The organism is Shimia ponticola (assembly GCF_007995215.1).
Classification (GTDB): domain Bacteria; phylum Pseudomonadota; class Alphaproteobacteria; order Rhodobacterales; family Rhodobacteraceae; genus Shimia_B; species Shimia_B ponticola.
Genome location: NZ_VCDK01000005.1, coordinates 106,729 through 123,890 on the forward strand (window position 1 = coordinate 106,729; position 17,162 = coordinate 123,890).

Consider the following 17,162-nt stretch of genomic DNA (forward strand, 5'->3'; position numbering starts at 1 on the left):
CGTGCAGTTGGGCCTAGCTCTGACCAAAGGTCAAGTTCGGGAGGCACGGGATCATGCTGGAACCAGCAAGCTTTGTCGGCGGTGAGTGGATCGCGCCGGGACCAGAGGCTGTCACCCTTCTGAACCCCGCGACCGGGGCCGCGATTGCCCGCGCGGGCGGCAGCGTTGACCCCGAGGTGCTGCTGTCACACGCCTCGGGCGCAGGCGCTGCGCTGCGCGCGATGAATATCCACGACCGCGCCCGCATGGTGAAAGCACTGGCGACCTATCTGGATGGCCGCAAGGAAGAACTTTACGCGCTCAACTCCCTCACCGGGGCCACGCGTAAGGACGGCTGGATCGACATCGACGGCGGCATCGGGACGATGTTCGTCATCGCCTCGAAAGGGCGTCGAGAAATGCCCGATGGCGATGTCTATCTGGACGGCATCGTCGAACAGCTATCGCGCAACGGCACTTTTGTCGGCCAGCACATCGCCGTTCCCCTGCAAGGCGTCGCCGTTCAGATCAACGCCTTCAACTTTCCCATCTGGGGAATGCTCGAAAAGCTCGCCCCGGCGCTGATCGCGGGCGTTCCATCCATCGTGAAACCCGCGACCCAGACCAGCTATTTGACCGAAGCCTGCGTACGCATCATCATCGACAGCGGTCTGTTGCCTGACGGCGCGGTGCAACTTGTCGTGGGTCGCTTTGGCGACCTTCTCGACCGGCTCGGCCCGCAGGATGTGGTCAGCTTCACAGGCTCTGCCGATACCGCATTCAAACTGCGCAGCACTCCGAGCCTTTTGCGCCAAGGCACCCGCTTCATCGCAGAACAAGACAGCCTGAATGCAGCGATCCTTGGCGCGGATGCCGAGGCCGGAAGCCCCGAATGGGATATCTTCCTGAAAGAGGCCGCGCGCGAAATCACGACCAAGGCCGGTCAGAAATGCACCGCTATGCGGCGGTTGATCGTCCCCGCGGATCGTGCAGATGCGTTAGCCGAGGCGCTGGCGGCAAAGCTATCCATCACCCCAGGCGATCCCTCCGATGAGGTCACCCGCATGGGCGCGCTTGTGTCGGCCGAACAAAAAACAGATGTGTTGGCCAAGCTCGACGCGTTTTCGGCCGAAACAAAGATCGTCCTAACTGGCGCAGACACTGATCACGCCCTCATGGCCCCAACCCTTCTGACATGCCCCGATCCAGACGCCGCGACCATTATCCATGAACAAGAGGCCTTTGGCCCCGTCGCAACGATCCTGCCCTACCGCGACACAGGTCATGCCATCGCGCTGGCCAACCGAGGCGGCGGCTCACTTGTCACCTCGCTCTTCACCCATGATCCAGCCATCGCACGTCAGGTCGTCCACGGCACCGCCGCATGGCATGGGCGTGTCTACATGAACGACCGCGACAGCGCCGCAGAAGCCACGGGTCACGGATCACCCCTCCCACACATGACCCACGGTGGCCCCGGCCGCGCGGGCGGAGGCGAAGAATTGGGCGGCGTTCGCGGCATCCTGCACTACATGCAGCGCACCGCCGTTCAGGGGTCGCCCCGCCTTCTCAGCGCGGTCAGTGGCCAGTGGATCAAAGGCGCGCCAGAGACCAAGGGGCCGAAACACCCGTTCCGCCGAACCTTCCACCAGATCGCGATTGGCGAAACGCTCCACACCGACACGCGTGAAATCACCCTCGAAGACATTGAGCACTTCGCCCACTTCACCGGTGACACCTTCTACGCCCACATGGACGAAGCCGCCGCACAGGCCAATCCGTTCTTCCCCGGTCGCGTGGCCCATGGCTACCTGCTGCTCAGCTTCGCAGCGGGCCTGTTCGTGCAACCCGACCCCGGCCCGGTCCTTGCCAATACCGGGCTTGAGGGACTGTCTTTCCAGTCTCCCGTCAGCCCCGGCGACGCGCTCAAAGTGCGCCTGACCGCCAAACGCAAAACCCGCCGAACCGATACCTATGGCGAGGTCGCGTGGGATGTGACCCTCACCAATCAAGACGATGCGCAGGTGGCGACCTACACGCTTCTGACAATGGTGGCCTATGACGGTTGATCCCATGATCAGCGCCTTCCATGCGGAGGGTCGCCCAAGGGTCTGGTCGCTGATCGTGACCATCATGGGCGACATGGCCTTGCCACGCGGTGGGCGCATGCCGGTGGGCGTGATGGCCGACATACTGCGCCCGCTTGGGATCAGCGAAAGCGCGCTTCGCACCGCTCTAAGCCGTTTGACACAGGATGGATGGGTGATGTCAGCGCGTGATGGCCGCACAAGCCTTTACCGTTTGACGCCGAAGGCCCTCGGCGAAACAGACGCCGCCTCAAAACTGATCTACGCTCCACCTTTGGATCAGCGCCTGTGGCGGTTGGGCCTTGGACCGGCTCCAAAGGGCGCTGTGCAACTGAAAGAGGGCTGGGTGTTCCACGGCATTCCTCAGGCGCGCGCGCTCACCTTTGCCGATGGCCCTTTACAGGGTTCTGGTCAGCGCCTCTTGCGCCCAGACCATGAACGCGCGTTGCAGGATATGGCCTCTGATCTTGCGGCCCACGACCAGAGCAACGACGCGCTGACGGCGCGGCTTTTGTTGATCCACAGATGGCGACGTCTGTGTTTGCGCCACGCGGAAGTGCCCGCCGCTTTTGATCCCGGATCGTCTGAGGGTTTGCGCGCCGATGTCGCCCGTGTCTATACCGCGCTTTGGTCACAGTCGGAAGAGATGTTGACACGATTAGGGGCGCCATCCACCGCGGATGACGCCCCAACGACGTGCCGATTCCGGCCAGACACACACTGACACACGGAACGCTGCGCAGGCAGGACACCCCGGTTGACCGCACTGGGTGGGGGCTATGAAGCGGCCCCCCGGGATGCCTGCTTTGCCCGACCTTGATCGCGCTGCGCCGGGGCTTTTCCATGATCGTCGCGGGGAAAAGCACAGGCGATTTTGCGGCAATCCAGAGGCAGGGTTGATTTGCCCAAGAAACGGCGCAACTCTGAGGCCATGAACATGCAAGCCACGCCGTTTCGCCTGCCCGAACAGGTCGCATTCCACCGCACTGAACTCAGCCAGATTCTATCCCTGTATGGTCGCATGGTCGCCGCTGGCGAATGGCGCGACTACGGGATTTCGAACCTGCGCGATGTGGCCGTGTTCTCGGTATTTCGGCGGACGGCAGAGTTCCCGCTTTACCGCATCGAAAAGCGGCCCAAGCTGCGCAACAGACAGGGTCAGTACGCCGTGATCGGTGCCGAAGGTCAGGTGCTGAAACGTGGTCATGACCTGAAAACGGTGCTGCGCGTTCTGGAACGCAAACTGATCCGCGCGGTCGATTAGTCCAGATTAAACTGGTCGCGCGCGGCCCGTGACCTCACCAAACTCATTCGCGGCGATACGCTTGATCGCACCTTCCAGCGGTTCAGTGGCCACGCGCATGTGATGCGCATTTGCGTGAATTAGGGTGGCGGCGTCCAGCATCATGCCGACATGCCCCTTCCAGAAGACCAGATCGCCTCGCCTGAGCGGCGCATCATTTGGCAGGTGTTCCCAAGCCTTGGCTTGCAGGTCACTATCCCGTGGGCAATCGATCCCGGCAGCCCGTAGCGCCGTCATCGTCAGGCCAGAGCAATCAATGCCGCACCCCGTATTCCCACCCCAAAGGTACGGTGTACCCAGGAACATCTCTGCCACGCTGGCGGGGTCATCGGCGCGTGTCTCAATCGGCGCGACCTGCGCCATGGGCACATAGCCCCCTGCCACGAGCATCAGGTAATCACCTTGCACGACGCCTTGCAAAGCAGAGCCATAGCTCAGCGGCATGACCTCAGGCGATTTGAAATCCGCTTTCTGATAGATATGCGCCGATCGTGTGGCCACGCGATGTGTTGGTTCATAGGGATCGCTCAGCGCCGCGCTGGGGATATAGCCCACATAGCCGTCGCTTGGGTCATAGCCAAAGGCATGGCCAGCGCGATCTTCAAGCACTTGGAATGCATCGCCAAAGATCAGATGCTTGTCGCGTCCTTCGCCCGGCGCGCGGCAAAGATCGACATAGGCAGCCACACAGACGCGCGGGGCAGCCGTGACCTGATCCTGCCCGTCAGAAACATCGGTTCCGACCTCGGCCACCCGTGCATTGGCACGCAGAAACCGACGGTCGCTCACAGGTCCAGCACGCGTGGCAGCGCCTCGAACACAGCCCGCGCCCCCTGCCCGACGCCCCCCTTTTGCCGGGTCGGCGTCTCTGCGGGTTGCCAACCGTAAATGTCGAAATGCACATAGCGCGGGGCCTCGGACGCAAAGCGCCGCAAGAACAGCGCCGCCGTGATCGAGCCCGCAAACCCGCCCTTGGGCGCGTTGTCCAGATCGGCGATACCGGGTTCGATCATCGCCTCATAAGGTGCGTGAAACGGCATCCGCCAAACTGGGTCCTGCGCGGCCACTGCGGCGTCTTCGAGCGCAAGCGCGACCTCGTTTGCATCCGTGTAATAGGGAGCCAGGTCAGGCCCCACAGCCACCCGAGCCGCCCCGGTCAGCGTCGCCATGGATATCAGCAGATCAGGCGTCTCTTCTTCAGCCAGCGCGAGCGCATCCGCCAGAACCAGCCGCCCTTCGGCATCGGTATTGTTGATCTCGACGGTCAGCCCCTTTCGGCTGGTCAGGATATCCTGCGGGCGGAAAGCATCGCCGGAAATCGCATTCTCGACAGCCGGGATCAAAACCCGCAATTGCAGCGGAAGCCCCGTCGCCATGATCATATGCGCCAAACCCAGCACCGTGGCCGCGCCGCCCATGTCCTTTTTCATCAATCCCATCGAGCCGCCGGGTTTGATGTTCAGACCACCAGTGTCAAAACACACGCCCTTGCCGACCAGTGTCAGCGTCGGACCGGCCTCTCCCCAGCGGATATCCAGCAATCGGGGAGCCGTGGCCGAAGCCCGTCCCACTGTGTGGATCATGGGAAAGTTCTGATCGAGGAGGTCGTCGCCGGTCACAGCCTTAATGTCTGCACCGTGTGCCGCCGCCAAATCACGCGCCGCCTGTTCAAGCGCATCCGGCCCCATGTCGGAGGCAGGCGTGTTGATCAGATCGCGGGTCAAGGCCTCGCCCGCTGCGATCGCCGCAAGCCGCGCTGCATCAACATCCTTTGGGGCCACCAAGCGCGCTGTCGCAGGCTTTTGCTTGGCGTAACGATCAAACCGGTAACCCGACAAAAGCCAGCCCAAGGCAAACGCGCTCATATCGACGTCCTCGGGAGCCGAAGCCACGGTATAGGTGCCGCCCGGCAACCGACCAACGGCGGCTAACGCCCCGTCCCTGCGCCGCGCGCGTGCAGCCGGTGTGCCCACGCCGATCAATGCACAAGCGACCGAGCCATCTTCTGCTGGCACCACCAGGCAATCGCCCAGCGCCGCCTGAAAGCCATGGGTTTTCACAAGGCCTGCGGCCATCGTACCCAGACCGGCCACCACATCATCGACACCGTCCGTCGCGACCAGATGCAGTGGAATTGCCGCGTCGGTCTGAGGCGCGAACCCGGCACGAGGCCCGGTCATGGTGTCTTGCGTAGGGGACGTTGCGGTCATGGTCAGGGCCTGCATGTTTGATCAGCGTTGCCCGCAAACCTAGCGATGCCCCAACCGCCCGCAACCCGCTTTGCTAAACCGACAGTTCCGGCACGTCCCAGACCACAGTGAGAGATCGGTCCCCCAACCGGATCAGCCGCGCCAGAGTCGCCGCCAAGGCTGTGTCGTCACCGACCTTGGCAGATCCCGCGACGTCGCCAGCAACACGGGCTACGGTCTCAAGCCCGACCTGATCGGCGATGCCAATCAAGCCCTTCGACGCACGCCACAGGGCTTCCATGTCGCGCTGATAATAGCAACGTTCGATCAGCGACAGCCTGTTGGCGATCTCTTCCATGGCCCGGCAAATCACCCCCTGCGCGCCAGACTCGCCCAATTGACCGTGCAATTGCTGCACGATGTCAGGATTCATGCGCACGCCCTCGTCATGCGCCAGTATTGTTACGTTCGTCACACATTTTTACCCACTTGGCCGCCCCCACGGCAGACGGGTTATTGCCGGGCATCTACGAACAAAGTCTTACTTGGCGCGGCGATAAAACCCTCGAATTTTGTCGATTTGCTGCGTAAGAACATATTCGAAAAGCCGCATAATTCCCGAGGCCACCATGCACCGCGTCAAGCCGCTCCCCAGCAATTTCGTTCAGCGCTATCACGGTTGGAAAGCCACCACGCATGCCGAGAACGAAGCCTGGTACAAAAAGCTGGCTGATGAAGGGCAACGTCCGCGAGCCATGGTCATTGCCTGCTGTGACAGCCGCGTAAACGTTTTGTCGATCCTTGGCGGGGAGCATGGCGAATTCTTCGTGCATCGCAATATCGCCAATCTCGTCCCCCCCTATCAGGAAGAGGGCGGGCCGCATGGAACCTCGGCCGCGATTGAATACGCCGTCACCGTGCTGAAGGTGCCACATATCATTGTCGTGGGGCATTCCCATTGTGGCGGCGTCGCAGGATGCCGGGACATGTGCGAAGGCAACGCCCCCGCGCTGGAAGATCCAAAGAGCCATGTCGGACGGTGGATGGACAACCTGCGCCCAGGCCACGCACGCATCAAGCATATTGAAGATCTGGAAGAACGCACCACGGCACTGGAAAAGGAAAACGTGCTGGTATCGCTGCAGAACCTGCTGACGTTCCCCTATGTGGCCGAAGCGGTCGATCAGGGGGCGCTGAACCTGCATGGGCTGTGGAACGACATCTCTGGCGGCGCGCTTGAGGTCTATGACGCCGACGCCAAGGTTTTTGTCAGCGTCTAAGACGCCCAATGTCAGAGCACGCTGGACCTTCGGGCCGCAAACGGTAGTTATGCGCCAAACCAGCCGGAGCGTCTGATGGACATTTTTGCCCTTGCAGCCGACAACCTTCTGTCGCCGATCATCCTCAGCTTTGCACTTGGCCTCTTTGCGGCGCTTGCGCGGTCCGAACTCAGCGTGCCGGAAGCCGTGGCAAAGGGCATGTCGATCTACCTTCTCTTTGCGATCGGCTTCAAAGGCGGCGTCAGCGTCGCTGACCACGGGCTGGACGGGCGTTTGATTGCCACGATGCTGGCGGGTGGCGTCCTGTCAGCAGTCATCCCGTTCGTGGCCTTTGTCCTCCTGCGCGTGTTGACCGGCATGGACCGGCTGAATGCCGCAGCGGTCGCAGGGCATTACGGCTCGATCTCAATCGTGACCTTCGTGGCCGCAACCTCGGTTCTGCAAAATGCAGGCATCACCTCCGAAGGATACATGGTGGCCGTTGCCGCCGTGATGGAAGCCCCTGCCATCCTGTCGGCCCTGTGGTTGGTGTCACAAGGCGGCAAGTCCGAAGGCTCAGGTGGCCGTATGGATGCCGAACTCTGGCGCGAAATCCTGTTGAACGGCTCGATTGTGCTGCTGGTCGGGTCCTTTGTGATCGGTGCTGTGACCGGTCAAGACGGGCTTGCGATGATCGAAAGCTTCATCGTGTCGCCATTTCAGGGTGTGCTGTGCCTTTTCCTGCTCGACATGGGGTTGGTTGCCGGGCGCGGGCTGCGCAACACCGGTGGCGCTGTCACGTGGCGCACGGTTCTTTTTGGTGTGCTCATGCCGCCTATCGGCGCGACGCTCGGCCTGTTGGTCGCGATGGTTTTGGGCCTGTCATTGGGCGGCGCGCTCTTGCTGATGGTTCTGTCCGCCTCGGCCAGCTACATCGCTGTGCCTGCCGCGATGCGCGTGGCGCTGCCAGAGGCCAACCCGTCGATCTATCTCACGCTGTCGCTGGGCGTGACCTTCCCCTTCAACCTTGTGCTGGGTATCCCGCTTTATCTGGCCATTGCGACCCTGATGATCGGAGCCTGATATGCAGACGCATCCCGCGAAACGAGTCGAAATCACGATCGAAGCCCCGATGCAGCGTCGTCTCTGCGATGCGCTGCAGGAGGCAGGGATCACGGGATACACGATTGTGCCGGTCAAAGGCGGTTCAGGCCGCTCTGGTCGATGGGACCGCGCCGGACAAGTCGGGCAGTCCGGCATGGTTCAGGTGGTCTGCATTATCCGGCCAGAACGCTTGGACGGCCTTTTGGAAGCCGCCTTTGCGGTGGTCGAGCGTCATATCGGCGTGGTCTGCGTGACCGATTGCGAAGTTCTGCGCGCAGAGCGGTTTTAGAGGGCAGGAGTGAGGGGCCAGCCCCTCACACTCCCCGGAGTATTTGCAAAACATAGAAGGTGTCAGGGCCGCCAATTGACCATCTGGCCCTCGGGCCATGTCAGGGACATTTCGATCTCGACCGTCTGGGTGCCACCCGGTTCCAGAGTCAGATCCCATGCGGCGACACCCCGTACGCCATCTGCATCCTGTGCATCGGGGCGCGGGCTGGACCCAATCTCGATCACCAAATCCTCTTGTTCGCTGACGGGAAGCGCATATAGCGCGCGCAGATCGATGGGCTCAGGACCAAGGTTCTCAACTTCGAAACTCACCCGCTCATTCTGAGTATTCGAGCGACGGATCAAACCCCGGTCGCCCTCGTCCCGGTCATCAATACGGTAGCTCAGCCGCACCGACTCCAGACTTCCAAAGGGCAGAACTGCCTCGGCACCATCCGGGATTTCATCCATGAATGTGTCGCCAAAATAGGTGTCGTCACGATAGACGCGCGCTCGCCCGGCGATCAGTGGCCCACCTGACGTATTGTCGACCCGCGCGGTCACAAAGGCGCTTTGATCGCGGCGCGGAATGGCAACGATCTCACGCGTGCCATCCAGAACCGTTTCATTCAATGCCAGTTCTGTTGCGCCGCCTCCGCCAGCGATGGTCTGAGCACCGTCAAAGGCAAAGACAAACGCCGCCCCTTCATACTCACCAACAGCCCCTTCCATGACAATGGCTGGCTCCATAACAGGCGCATCCATGGAAAACGTCTCGGCCTCGGCATTCATCCGAACCGCAGACCGGGGCATAGCCACCACAGAGCCATCATGCATCCGCACAATATTTGGGAAAACGGGGCTAGCCCCAACCGTTTCGCTTGGAACGATGGTCGACAGGATCAGGTCCACGCTGCGCCAATCGCCTGGGGATTGCTTGAACACCTCGGCCTTGCGCGTGACTGCGACGTCACCTGTCTGACTGTCCAACATAAGGTCGTAGACCGGCGACCACCCTGCGTCAGGAGCCATGGACGTCAGTGTCCCACGCGCTTGTGTTGTCGTCTCGGCTTGAACCTCTAGCGCGATGCGCGCCCAACCTTCCTGCGGCGGGTTCAGAGCCGCCAACGCGGCATTGGCGGTTTCAAAATCCCTTCGAAAGGCCTCGTCGGCTTTGATCAACTCGTCCACCGCTCGCGCAGCTTCGAGCCGCGCGCGCAGCAAGCGTGGCAATTCCTGACCAAGGATGCCCAACGTCGCCTGCAGGTCCTGCGCAGTTGCAGGCACGTCGCCTGAGGCGCGCGCAGACTTCAGATACGCGATCTGCGCATCGAGCGCCGTGATCGTCTCTTTCGCGGCTGTGATCGCGGCCTGATGGTCCCGGCGTGCAGTCTCGGCTGCCTCAAGCGCCGAGAGGGCCTCTGATTGCGCGGCTGTATAGAACCGCTCTGGATCAATGACCCGCCCGTCCATACGCCGCCCGATCAGGGTCATGTCGCCCTGCAAGGCAATCTCGGGCAGCCCGCGCGCATCCCGCATCGCCAGCACGATCTGGTGCCGTCCGGCGGGGATCTCGACCTCAAATCGTTCGGTGACCTCGGCCCCCTGCGGATAGATCACAGCGCCGGTGACGACAGACGCGGCCGGCAACACGTCTGCGGCCACAGACCCCGCCAACACGGGCACCGCAACAATCGCGGGAAAGAAAAAACGCATGACAAGCCTCCAAACCGTTCTGGCATGACCGTCGGCGCTTGGGCTCTGTTATGCAATAGCGGGAATGGATGGACGGCGGTCAGACGCTCTGGACCAGTTCGGCGATCTCGATATCTGCGAGCGAAATCGCACTGGCCTGGACATCGAACAAAGAGGCAATCACCGTGCCGTTAGACAAGATCTGCGTCAGCCCTCCGGCGTCTTCCTCGATTGTCAGAACAGGCGTTCCACCCTCAGCGGTCAGGACCTGAAGCGTATCAACACCGGGGCGGAAGTCCTCGATATAGGCACCAACCGTAGGCCCTCGCTGCAACCCGTCATCATTGATCACAAAGATATCTGCGCCCTCTCCCCCTGATGCCTCATCTCGGTCGCCAAGGAACAGAACATCATCCCCGTCTTCGCCGCTCAGATCGTCAAAGGTTTTGTCGTCGGTGCTGACGGTCACGTCATCGGGCAACACACCGTTGTCCCGCAGATCACGGACCTCTTCCAGCGTCAGATCACGGCTGAGTGCGGAGGTCCCGTCCAGAATATCGTCGCCGTCCCCGCCGACCAGCGTGTCCTCACCACCGCCGCCTTGCAGGATGTCATCCGCGACACCCCCAAGGATCAGGTCGTCTCCGCCTCCGCCAAAGAGCGCGTCGCGCCCGGCTTCGCCCCTTAGCTGATCATCGCCGTTCCCGCCAAAAATGACATCCGCCCAGAATCCGCCGTTGATCCTATCGTCCCCGTCCAGACCCAGAATGACATCCCGCTGACCCTGACCGTCGATAACATCAGTAAATCGCGTGCCGACAATTTCATCCGCATCAGCTGTGCCAATGATGATAACGGGCTCAATCAGATTAGGGCTAACCGCATTTCCGGCTGTATCGACGACTTCAACATCCGCCACGGAGAAGGTCGTGTTCATCGGCAAGCTCAGGCGGACAATGCCCTGCCCATTTGACAACAAAAGAGGTGCGCCCCGTTCGTCCTGACCCAGTTCAATCGTAGGCACCGTGCCCTCGGGCACCAAAACAACCAGTTTATCTTCTTGCGGGTCAAAAAATGCCTGCGCGGTGACGTCTGGATCGCTTTGGAACGCATCGCCATTGACGATGTAGGTATCCGATCCTTCTTGTCCTGAACCATTATCCCCCTCACCCAGATACAGTACGTCGTCGCCGTCGCCGCCCCTGAGGAAATCAAAGCTGTTGTCGTCATAAGTGACCGCCACGCCGTCAGGTAAATCGGCACCATCCCGGTAGATGGCAATCGCCTCTTCAAGGGTGAGGTCACGGCTGTAAGTCCGACTGCCATCCAGGATGTCATTCCCGTCATTTCCAATCAGAAAGTCTCTGTCTTCACCGCCCAGAAGGATGTCATCATCCTGCAAACCGCCCAGATAATCCGCGCCACGACCACCAAGCAGCAGGTCCGATCCCTTGTTGCCGAATAGCGTGTCACCGCCATCACCGCCGACAAGGGTATCATCGCCTTGCCCTCCGCTAAGAGTGTCGTCACCATCCAAACCCTGGATCAGGTCCTCACCTTGGCGTCCCGACAGGGTATCGTCGCCGCTCGCTCCCGTTATGCTGTCATCATCCGGTGTGCCAATGATCTGAAGCGGTGGGTCAGACGCAGGCACAATTGCATTCCCGGCAGTATCGACAACACTGATATCAGAAAGGGAAACAACATCCCCTTCCGCCAACCTTAAGGTCGCTATGACATTGCCGTTTGACAAAAGCCTCGGGGCGTCAAAACCGCTCGAATCCAATTCCAGCATGGGCTCTGATCCTTCGGGGACAACAACCACAAGTCGATCTTCGTCCGGCACAAACCCGATTTCAGCCCCAGTTTCCGGATCCCTCTGCAGGGTATCATCCAAAACGAAATAAGTGTCCTCGCCCGCACCCGCGAACCCGCGATCCCCATCGCCCAAGACCAGCGCGTCGTTCCCAAATCCACCAAGCAAACGGTCCGGACGCTTATCGTCAAAAACCTCGGTCACACCGTCCGGCAATTCGCCACCATTGCGCAACACGGCCTCAGCCTCTTCAAAGGTTAGCGGGCGGCTCGTGTGATAGCCGCCGTCCAGAAAATCGTCGCCGTCTTCACCGTTCAGTTGATCCTCGCCCAGACCGCCGAACAGCAAATCACCGCCATCGGAGCCGTCAAGAATATCATTACCGCGGTTCCCGAGAATAAGGTCGGCACCACGGTTTCCGTTGGCGACGTCATTGCCCAAATTGCCAAAGATCGTATCGTCGTCCGCGCCGCCACGCAGCAAGTCATTCCCTGCGGCTCCGTCGATTCGGTCTGCGTCTGCGCGACCAAAGATAAGGTCATTGCCATCTGTCCCGGTAATGGCATCCGGCTCAGCTGTGCCGATGATCTGTGTGCGTTCGACCGGTGTTGGGTCAGGCTCGTGTGGTTTGTGAGGTTCCGATTTAGTGGCGTCGTCCTCATCGTCGTCGCCTTCAAACAGCCCAAACGCGCCCAGAAACAAACCAGACGCCAACAGAAATAGAAGATCCATCAATCACCCACCCGATACTTCAACAATTTGAAACTAAACAGAGACCCAAATGAAACCAAGCATCCATTTGTATTGGTCCGTCATTCGAAACGATGGGGCGAATTGAGCAAAAATAGGCGACTAAAATCGGCAAAACAAAAAAGGGCGCCGCACAGCGACGCCCTTTTTGGGAAATTCAAATTGGCTCAGGCCTTTTGCAACACCTTGTTGCCCAACAACTCTGCAATCTGCACCGCGTTCAACGCCGCGCCTTTGCGCAGGTTGTCGGATACGCACCACAGGTTCAGGCCGTTTTCGATGGTCGAGTCCTGGCGGATGCGGCTGATGAAGGTGGCAAAGTCACCGGCGGCTTCGACCGGGGTCACATAACCGCCGTCTTCACGCTTATCGATCACCATGATGCCGGGAGCTTCCCGCAAGATGTCGCGCGCTTCGTCCTCGTCGAGGAAATCTTCGAACTCAAGATTGATAGCTTCCGAGTGGCCCACGAAAACCGGCACGCGCACGCAGGTGGCTGTGACCTTGATCGACGGGTCGACGATCTTCTTGGTCTCAGCGACCATCTTCCATTCCTCTTTCGTCGAGCCGTCTTCCATGAAGACGTCGATGTGAGGAATGACGTTGAAGGCGATCTGTTTGGTGAACTGCTTTGGCTCTTTTTCCTGCCCCGGGACGTAGACGCCCTTGGTCTGATCCCACAGCTCATCCATCCCGCCTTTGCCCGCACCTGACACCGACTGGTAGGTCGAGACAACGACGCGCTTGATCTTGGCGCGGTCATGCAGCGGCTTCAGCGCCACCACCATCTGCGCAGTCGAACAGTTCGGGTTCGCGATGATGTTTTTCTTGGTGTAACCGTGGATCGCATCGGCGTTCACCTCGGGCACGATCAGCGGCACGTCAGGGTCATAGCGATAGAGCGATGAGTTATCGATCACCACGCAACCTGCTGCCGCGGCCTTGGGCGCGTATTGCTTGGTTGCGGTCGATCCCACAGCAAAGAGCGCCATGTCCCAACCCGTGAAGTCAAACGTGTCGAGGTCCTCTGTCGTCAGTGTCTTCTCGCCAAAGCTCACCTCTGTGCCCAAGCTCTTTCGGCTGGCCAGCGCGGCAATCTTATCCACCGGGAACGCACGCTCCGCGAGGATGTTTAGCATTTCACGACCCACGTTCCCCGTGGCGCCGACAACAACGACGTTGTACCCCATTTCCTTAGTCCTTTCGGGTAAAGCTCTTATCAAGCCGGGGGCGCGTATACGGCGGATGCCGGGCGAAGGAAAGGGCCACCAGAAACCGTAGCCAGTGGAAGATCGTCGCGCCTGACGTGTTGTGTGATTAGCCGCGCGCCTTGTCCCGCTGCGCCTGCCCGATCTGCCGGATCGTGGCTGCCAGCCCCATCAACTGTTTCTCCAACGGATTGGTCCGACGCCACACCATGCCAATCGTGCGCTTGGGTTTGTTAGCGACAAACCGCGAGATGGCCACGCTGGTCCCGCGCGTTTCCAGCGGCACCGCCATTTCGGGGATCAGCGTCAGCCCCAGCCCGGCATCCACCATCTGCACCAATGTTGCCAGAGACGACCCCTCCATCAGCAGGCTGACATCCGACTGCCCGATGTTGCAGAGTTCCAGCGCCTGATCGCGAAAACAGTGACCTTCTTCGAGTAGAAGCAGCTTCATCTCGGATAGCTGTTTGGGCGCAGGCACAGGTTTTTGCGCGTCCTCTTCTGACCGGATCAATACGAAGTCTTCATCAAACAGAGCAAACTCGCGCAGGCTGGGCTCCGACACCGGCAGCGCCGCGATGACAAAATCCAGGCGGGAATTCAGAAGATCATTCAAAAGCGACTGCGTGACCGACTCGCGCGGTCGCAACTCCAGATCAGGCAGGGCTAGGGACAGTTGCCGGATGATGTCGGACAAAAGATAGGGCGCGACAGTTGGAATGATTCCCATGCGCAACCTGCCGGTCAGCGGTCCATCCGGCTTCCGCGCGAGTTCTGACAGGTCCTCCACGTCGCTCAGAATGCGGCGCGTCCGCTCTAGAAACTCTTCGCCTAACGTCGTCAGCCGCACCTTCCGCGCGGTCCGCTCGACCAAAGGTGACCCCAGCATCCCCTCCAACTCTTTGATCTGCACAGACAATGCCGGTTGAGAGATTGAGCACGCCTCTGCCGCACGACCAAAGTGCTCAAACCGGGCGAGCGCATCAAAGTAGCGAAAATGCTTAATCGTGAAATTCATCATAACCTGAAGTTATCACAATCTTTATCTCATTCAATTGGAGTTAATCGCATGAAAGCTCTATCCTGCGGGCATCAACGAACTGAATTCAATGACAGGAGAGCCAAATGGACGGAAACAGAATGCCAGGACTTGGTGGCTGCCCCATCGCGCATGGCGGCAACACCGCAATCGGCAAGCCCGTCACCAAATGGTGGCCCAGCGCTCTGAACCTCGACATCCTGCACCAGCACGGTGCCCGCACGAATCCGATGGACACCGACTACAACCATCGTGAAGCGGTCAAAGAACTCGACTTCGAGGCCGTCAAAGCCGACGTCCGCGCCTTGATGACCGAAAGCCAGGACTGGTGGCCTGCAGACTGGGGTCACTATGGCGGTCTGATGATCCGCCTCGCATGGCACTCGGCAGGGTCCTACCGCATGCAGGACGGTCGCGGCGGCGCAGGCTCTGGCAACATCCGCTTCGCACCACTGAACTCATGGCCCGACAACGCGAGCCTTGATAAGGCGCGCCGCCTGCTCTGGCCGGTGAAAAAGAAATACGGCAACGCGCTGTCATGGGCCGACCTGATCATCCTGTCGGGCAACATGGCCTATGAATCGATGGGTCTGAAAATGTTTGGCTTCGGCTTCGGTCGCGAAGACATCTGGGGACCAGAGACCGACGTTTATTGGGGTTCCGAAAACGAATGGCTTGCCCCATCGGAAAACCGCTACGGCGATCTGGACGACGCGTCGACGCTGGAAAACCCGCTGTCGGCTGTTCACATGGGCCTGATCTACGTGAACCCAGAGGGTGTGAACGGCAATCCTGACCCAGCCCGCACCGCGCAACACGTGCGCGAAACATTTGCGCGTATGGCGATGAACGACGAAGAAACCGCTGCGCTCACCTGTGGTGGTCACACCGTTGGTAAGGCGCACGGCGGCGGCGGCTTTGGCGATCAGATCGGCGCAGAACCAGAGGGTTGCCCTGTCCACATGCAGGGCTTTGGCTGGCACAACCCGGGCCACGAAGGCAAAGCCGCAAACGCCTTCACCTCGGGGATTGAAGGCGCGTGGTCCAAAGAACCCACCAAGTGGGACATGGGCTACTTTGACTACCTGTTCGGCTATGAGTGGGAACTGACAAAATCGCCCGCAGGCGCGCATCAGTGGAAGCCGGTCGACATGCCAGAGGACGAAATGCCGATCAACGCATCGGACCCGTCCAAGCGTGACATGCCGATGATGACCGATGCCGACATGGCGATGAAGGTTGACCCGATCTACAACGAAATCTGCCAGAAATTCCGCGCAGACCCAGAGTATTTCGCCGACACCTTTGCCCGTGCGTGGTTCAAGCTGACCCACCGCGACATGGGTCCACGTGCCAACTATTACGGCCCGGACGTCCCGGCAGAGGACCTGATCTGGCAAGACCCGATCCCCGCAGGCGCGACCGACTATGACGTCGACGCTGTGAAAGCGAAGATCGCGGACAGCGGCCTGACTTCTGCAGAGTTGATCGCAACCGCGTGGGACAGCGCCCGCACCTTCCGTGGCTCGGACAAACGCGGCGGTGCCAATGGCGCGCGCATCCGTCTGGCCCCACAAAAGGACTGGGCAGGCAACGAACCAGACCGCTTGGCCAAGGTGCTAGGCATCCTTGAGCCCATCGCGGCAGAGGCTGGGGCATCGGTCGCCGACGTCATCGTTCTGGCAGGCAATGTCGGTCTGGAGCAGGCGATCAAAGCCGGTGGTCACTCGGTTGAGGTGCCGTTTACTCCGGGGCGTGGGGACGCGACCGCAGAGCAAACTGATGCTGACAGCTTCAGCGTGCTGGAGCCGCTCGCTGATGGGTTCCGCAACTGGCAGAAAGACGACTACGCCGTCTCAGCCGAAGAGATGCTGCTGGACCGCGCACAACTGCTGGGCCTGACGGCTGCCGAAATGACCGTTTTGCTTGGCGGCATGCGCGTCATGGGCACCAACTACGGCGGCAGCGCCTATGGGGTCTTCACCGACAATGTCGGCGCGCTGACGAATGACTTCTTCGTCAACCTGACCGACATGGCCTATAGCTGGCACCCGATTGACGATGGCACCTATGAACTGCGCGACCGCGCAACCGGTGACATCAAGTGGCCAGCCACCAGCGCGGACCTCGTATTCGGTTCGAACTCGGTTCTGCGTGCCTATGCCGAGGTCTACGCACAGGACGACAACAACGAAAAGTTCGTCCGCGACTTCGTGGCCGCATGGACCAAGGTCATGAACGCCGACCGTTTCGATCTGGTCGCCTAAACCTTTCGACCGGGCGGCCCTTACGCCGCCCGGTCACCTCCAAGTAGCGGATCAATGATCCGGCCAATTCTCTCACAGAAATCGACGCCATCTAGACTGGCACACGGCAACTGCGAGATGCATCCGTTTTGCCGAGACGGTTGCCCCCCCCTTTCAGTCATCAAGTGCCCGCGCGTGCTGTCGTGAAATGTCGCGC

General features: G+C 60.4%; 14 protein-coding genes. 7 read left to right on the forward strand and 7 right to left on the reverse strand.

Annotated features, from left to right (window positions below; genetic code table 11):
• The first annotated feature begins 53 nt into the window (after positions 1 to 53).
• The 3 genes from paaZ to FE702_RS10710 all read left to right on the forward strand — a co-directional run bounded on the left by paaZ (position 54) and on the right by FE702_RS10710 (position 3,330).
• A complete protein-coding gene (paaZ, locus tag FE702_RS10700) occupies positions 54 to 2,048 on the forward strand; it encodes a phenylacetic acid degradation bifunctional protein PaaZ (RefSeq protein ID WP_147126294.1) in 1,995 nt (664 codons plus the stop codon).
• The gene (locus FE702_RS10705; RefSeq protein ID WP_147126295.1) at positions 2,038 to 2,790 is read left to right on the forward strand and encodes a hypothetical protein; all 753 of its coding nucleotides are present in this window, start codon (positions 2,038 to 2,040) and stop codon (positions 2,788 to 2,790) included. The genes paaZ and FE702_RS10705 overlap by 11 nt, the downstream gene beginning before the upstream one ends.
• A gap of 207 nt (positions 2,791 to 2,997) precedes the next feature.
• The gene (locus tag FE702_RS10710; RefSeq protein ID WP_147126296.1) at positions 2,998 to 3,330 is read left to right on the forward strand and encodes a DUF2794 domain-containing protein; all 333 of its coding nucleotides are present in this window, start codon (positions 2,998 to 3,000) and stop codon (positions 3,328 to 3,330) included.
• Positions 3,331 to 3,336: 6 nt separating this feature from the next.
• On the opposite strand, the gene FE702_RS10715 is transcribed toward FE702_RS10710, so the two are convergent.
• The 3 genes from FE702_RS10715 to FE702_RS10725 all read right to left on the reverse strand — a co-directional run bounded on the left by FE702_RS10715 (position 3,337) and on the right by FE702_RS10725 (position 5,991).
• Positions 3,337 to 4,158, reverse strand: coding sequence for a C40 family peptidase (locus FE702_RS10715; protein ID WP_147126297.1), 822 nt, complete (start codon positions 4,156 to 4,158; stop codon positions 3,337 to 3,339).
• A complete protein-coding gene (locus FE702_RS10720; RefSeq protein WP_147126298.1) occupies positions 4,155 to 5,549 on the reverse strand; it encodes a leucyl aminopeptidase family protein in 1,395 nt (464 codons plus the stop codon). Before FE702_RS10720 ends, FE702_RS10715 begins: the two co-directional genes overlap by 4 nt.
• Positions 5,550 to 5,652: 103 nt before the next feature.
• Complete coding sequence (locus FE702_RS10725; protein ID WP_147126299.1) at positions 5,653 to 5,991, reverse strand: hypothetical protein; 339 nt, start codon at positions 5,989 to 5,991, stop codon at positions 5,653 to 5,655.
• A gap of 196 nt (positions 5,992 to 6,187) precedes the next feature.
• Here FE702_RS10725 and FE702_RS10730 point away from each other — a divergent pair, with 196 nt between their 5' ends.
• From FE702_RS10730 to FE702_RS10740, 3 genes are all read left to right on the forward strand, one after another.
• Complete coding sequence (locus FE702_RS10730; RefSeq protein ID WP_147126300.1) at positions 6,188 to 6,838, forward strand: carbonic anhydrase; 651 nt, start codon at positions 6,188 to 6,190, stop codon at positions 6,836 to 6,838.
• 75 nt (positions 6,839 to 6,913) lie between these two features.
• Positions 6,914 to 7,900, forward strand: coding sequence for a sodium-dependent bicarbonate transport family permease (locus FE702_RS10735; RefSeq protein WP_186827058.1), 987 nt, complete (start codon positions 6,914 to 6,916; stop codon positions 7,898 to 7,900).
• A gap of 1 nt (position 7,901) precedes the next feature.
• Positions 7,902 to 8,210, forward strand: a complete 309-nt coding sequence (locus FE702_RS10740) for a P-II family nitrogen regulator (protein WP_147126302.1) — start codon at positions 7,902 to 7,904, stop codon at positions 8,208 to 8,210.
• 62 nt (positions 8,211 to 8,272) lie between these two features.
• Here FE702_RS10740 and FE702_RS10745 read toward each other — a convergent pair whose 3' ends face one another.
• The 4 genes from FE702_RS10745 to FE702_RS10760 form a co-directional block, all read right to left on the reverse strand.
• A complete protein-coding gene (locus FE702_RS10745) occupies positions 8,273 to 9,907 on the reverse strand; it encodes a mucoidy inhibitor MuiA family protein (protein ID WP_147126303.1) in 1,635 nt (544 codons plus the stop codon).
• Positions 9,908 to 9,986: 79 nt separating this feature from the next.
• The gene (locus FE702_RS10750; RefSeq protein ID WP_147126304.1) at positions 9,987 to 12,434 is read right to left on the reverse strand and encodes a calcium-binding protein; all 2,448 of its coding nucleotides are present in this window, start codon (positions 12,432 to 12,434) and stop codon (positions 9,987 to 9,989) included.
• Between the two features lie 185 nt (positions 12,435 to 12,619).
• Complete coding sequence (locus tag FE702_RS10755; protein ID WP_147126305.1) at positions 12,620 to 13,642, reverse strand: aspartate-semialdehyde dehydrogenase; 1,023 nt, start codon at positions 13,640 to 13,642, stop codon at positions 12,620 to 12,622.
• A gap of 127 nt (positions 13,643 to 13,769) precedes the next feature.
• A complete protein-coding gene (locus tag FE702_RS10760) occupies positions 13,770 to 14,681 on the reverse strand; it encodes a LysR substrate-binding domain-containing protein (protein ID WP_147126306.1) in 912 nt (303 codons plus the stop codon).
• Positions 14,682 to 14,785: 104 nt separating this feature from the next.
• On the opposite strand from FE702_RS10760, the gene katG reads away from it, so the two are divergent.
• Complete coding sequence (gene katG, locus FE702_RS10765) at positions 14,786 to 16,966, forward strand: catalase/peroxidase HPI (protein WP_147126307.1); 2,181 nt, start codon at positions 14,786 to 14,788, stop codon at positions 16,964 to 16,966.
• Positions 16,967 to 17,162 lie beyond the last annotated feature (196 nt).

Excerpts from the sequence above, each read along its gene's own strand:
- paaZ (WP_147126294.1), top strand. The coding sequence starts at position 54 with ATGCTGGAACCAGCAAGCTTTGTCGGCGGTGAGTGGATCGCGCCGGGA.
- FE702_RS10705 (WP_147126295.1), top strand. The coding sequence starts at position 2,038 with ATGACGGTTGATCCCATGATCAGCGCCTTCCATGCGGAGGGTCGCCCA.
- FE702_RS10710 (WP_147126296.1), top strand. The coding sequence starts at position 2,998 with ATGAACATGCAAGCCACGCCGTTTCGCCTGCCCGAACAGGTCGCATTC.
- FE702_RS10720 (WP_147126298.1), bottom strand. The coding sequence starts at position 5,549 with ATGACCGGGCCTCGTGCCGGGTTCGCGCCTCAGACCGACGCGGCAATT.
- FE702_RS10725 (WP_147126299.1), bottom strand. The coding sequence starts at position 5,991 with ATGAATCCTGACATCGTGCAGCAATTGCACGGTCAATTGGGCGAGTCT.
- FE702_RS10730 (WP_147126300.1), top strand. The coding sequence starts at position 6,188 with ATGCACCGCGTCAAGCCGCTCCCCAGCAATTTCGTTCAGCGCTATCAC.
- FE702_RS10735 (WP_186827058.1), top strand. The coding sequence starts at position 6,914 with ATGGACATTTTTGCCCTTGCAGCCGACAACCTTCTGTCGCCGATCATC.
- FE702_RS10740 (WP_147126302.1), top strand. The coding sequence starts at position 7,902 with ATGCAGACGCATCCCGCGAAACGAGTCGAAATCACGATCGAAGCCCCG.
- FE702_RS10745 (WP_147126303.1), bottom strand. The coding sequence starts at position 9,907 with ATGCGTTTTTTCTTTCCCGCGATTGTTGCGGTGCCCGTGTTGGCGGGG.
- FE702_RS10750 (WP_147126304.1), bottom strand. The coding sequence starts at position 12,434 with ATGGATCTTCTATTTCTGTTGGCGTCTGGTTTGTTTCTGGGCGCGTTT.
- FE702_RS10755 (WP_147126305.1), bottom strand. The coding sequence starts at position 13,642 with ATGGGGTACAACGTCGTTGTTGTCGGCGCCACGGGGAACGTGGGTCGT.
- FE702_RS10760 (WP_147126306.1), bottom strand. The coding sequence starts at position 14,681 with ATGATGAATTTCACGATTAAGCATTTTCGCTACTTTGATGCGCTCGCC.
- katG (WP_147126307.1), top strand. The coding sequence starts at position 14,786 with ATGGACGGAAACAGAATGCCAGGACTTGGTGGCTGCCCCATCGCGCAT.